The organism is Synechococcus sp. CCAP 1479/10, assembly GCF_019038515.1.
Classification (GTDB): Bacteria; Cyanobacteriota; Cyanobacteriia; order PCC-6307; family Cyanobiaceae; genus Cyanobium.
In genome coordinates, this window is the sequence record NZ_JAFKRJ010000082.1 from 1 (window position 1) to 1,240 (window position 1,240).

A 1,240-nucleotide genomic window follows, 5' to 3' on the forward strand; every position below is an offset into this window, starting at 1 on the left:
TGACGTGACCCCCTTTATCGGTCCAGGCCTTATGAGAGTGGTTGGTTGTGATCATGCGGCAGCTCCCTGTTGAGCTGCCTCCAGGGGCGTTAGCCCCTGGAGGGCCGAGTGCGGCCTGAGCGTGTTGTACTCCCAGCGCCAGCGATCGGCCAGGATCTGCGCCTCTGGAGCTGTGGTGAACAACTCGGTATTGAGGAACTCATCCCGGAATCGGCCATTGAACGACTCCACAAAGCCGTTCTCCCACGGGGAGCCTGGCTCGATGTAGGCCGTGCTGGTGGTGCCGCTGGCCTCGCACCAGCCCCGTAGAGCTTGAGCGATGAATTCGGGCCCGTTATCGGACCGGATGAATGCCGGCGCGGGGTAGAGGCTGGTGAGCTCCTCCAGCACCGCCACCACGTCCTTGGCCTTGCACTGCCTGCCCACCCGGATCGCCAGGCAGAGGCGGCTGTGCTCGTCGATCACGTTCAGGAACTTGAGCCTGCGGCCATCGGCGGTGGCGTCGAACTGGAAGTCCATGGCCCACACCTGGTGGGGATGCTCGGCCCGGTGACGCCTCACCGACCCGTCGGCGGGCCGGGCCCGCTTGCGCTTCCTGGGAGTGGGCCGCTGCAGGCCTTCCTCCCGCCAGAGCCGTTGCACCCGCTTGTGGTTCACCGTCCAGCCCTCCCGCCGCAGCAGGCGGTAGGCCATCCGGCGGCCCCAGCGGATGTGCTCAGAGGCGATCTCCCGTAGGCGATGCCGGAGCTTGGCCTCCTCCAAGTCGATGACCTTGCCGCCCTGGCGCTGCGTGCTGCGGTGCTGGCCCACCACCCGGCAGACGAGGCGTTCAGAAGCCCGGTAACGCTCCTGCAGGGCCACGACAGCCCTGCGACGGCGTTCCGGGCTCAGAAGTTTCCCTCGGCTAGGTCCTTGAGCATGGCCTTCTCCAGCTCGGCTTCTGCCAGGAGCTTTTTGAGCCGGGCGTTCTCCTTCTCCAGCTGGGTCAGGCGCCTGGCCTCCTCGGCCTGCATGCCCCCGTACTGCTGGCGCCAGCGGTGGTACGTCGGCTGCGTCACCTCGATGACCCGGCAGACCTCGACGACGGTCTTGCCTTGGGCGATCAGCTGCTCGGCGGTTTTCAGCTTGCGGATGATCTGCTCCGCTGTGTGCCTGGTGCGTTTCATGGTCGAGTCCCCGGCCCAGTCTGGCCGGCTGAAGACTCTCATTCACCCTGGACCGGTTTTCGGGGTCCACGTCA

Annotated in this window: 1 protein-coding gene; it reads right to left on the reverse strand. The window is 66.3% G+C overall.

Annotated features, from left to right (window positions below):
• Positions 1-51: 51 nt before the first annotated feature.
• A protein-coding gene (locus KUG39_RS17065) for an IS3 family transposase (protein WP_286193290.1) occupies positions 52-1,166 on the reverse strand; the annotation gives its coding sequence in 2 pieces (ribosomal slippage) (positions 52-905 and positions 905-1,166; 1,116 coding nt in all).
• Between the last annotated feature and the right edge of the window lie 74 nt (positions 1,167-1,240).